1 protein-coding gene is annotated in these 1,220 nt (G+C 35.2%); it reads left to right on the plus strand.

Features of this window, described 5'->3' with window-relative positions; translation table 11 throughout:
- On the plus strand, positions 1–1,061 hold a 1,061-nt coding region (locus F6K13_RS33960), incomplete at its 5' end, for a hypothetical protein (RefSeq protein ID WP_287290051.1).
- Between the last annotated feature and the right edge of the window lie 159 nt (positions 1,062–1,220).

Below are 1,220 nucleotides of genomic sequence, written 5' to 3' on the forward strand. Positions count from 1 at the left end.
TATTTTTCCTCATAGCACGTAGAAGTGCTATGAGGAAAAATGATAAACTAAGTTGGGTAATTTGCACGCTGACTTTCATCTTCGGTTTCTATTCACACCTGTTTTTTGTATTTGTTGCTTTTGGTTACTGCTTGTATATACTTTCGCTTGGCCTCAAGCAAATTCGTTCTTACTTAGTTCCTTTTCTTGTCAGTATGTCAGTTGCTTTCGTAGCATTTCTCCCTTGGATAATTGTGATCTTGACAAGTATCAATGAAATTCAAGAAAAGACACAATGGGTAAGTAGTCGAAACTCCAATATTTCTATTTTGATCAGAGGTTTGCTCAATAGCTTAGGTAGTTGCTTTTTAAATTGGAATAATTCCGTTCCTAGAATAGAGCCTTATTCTAGTTATTTAATCTTTGGTCTTGTTGTTATATCTTTATACTTTCTGATTCGATTTACACCCAGGAGAGTTTGGTCATTAGTAGTGATCTCAATTGTATTGACACCTCTAGTTCTGGTAACTGCCGATCTAATTTTGGGTGGCGGACGCTCTTTGCAATCTAGATATCTACTTCCTTCTCTATTATTCGTGCAAATTTCTGTCGCCTATTTCCTGACTAAATGTATTATCTTTTCATTCTACGCTTGGGAAAAAGTATTTTGGAGATTTGCATATCTAACAATGGTTTTCGTTGGAGTTATATCAGCCATCACGATCGCCAAAACACCAGGTTGGGATTACCTAGAACAAGGCAGAACAGCAAATGCATTAAATTTAAAGATGGCTCCACTGATTAATGTTGCAAATCGTCCGGTTGTTATGAGTGAAGCTACGCACAGTTTTGTTTTAGGTTTGAGTCATTTGGTCAATAAAGATGTTGACTTCCAAGTGATAAATGATGTTGAGGCAAGTGAATTTTCAAGTTATTTTAATATACCGGAGCTAGCGCAAAAGTATGAAGAAGTGTTCATATACCTTCCAGATAAGCAGTTCAAATCATTTGTTGAACAGGAACAAGGAGGGGAGCTAGAATCTGTTTTTGATAATAAGTTATATCGTTTGAAAAGGGCTTGATTTTCAACAATTAATAATTCAGGACTTACGCAAATTTACTTTTAAACCACCATCTGTAGGTTATTTATGGTATTTGCCCTCGCTATATATATAATATATATAGAGTCTCTGTGTAAGTCCTGTAATTAATAATTACCTCTCCTTGAAAAGAAGAAGATT

This window comes from Okeania sp. SIO2B9 (genome assembly GCF_010672505.1).
Taxonomy (GTDB): Bacteria; Cyanobacteriota; Cyanobacteriia; order Cyanobacteriales; family Microcoleaceae; genus Okeania; species Okeania hirsuta.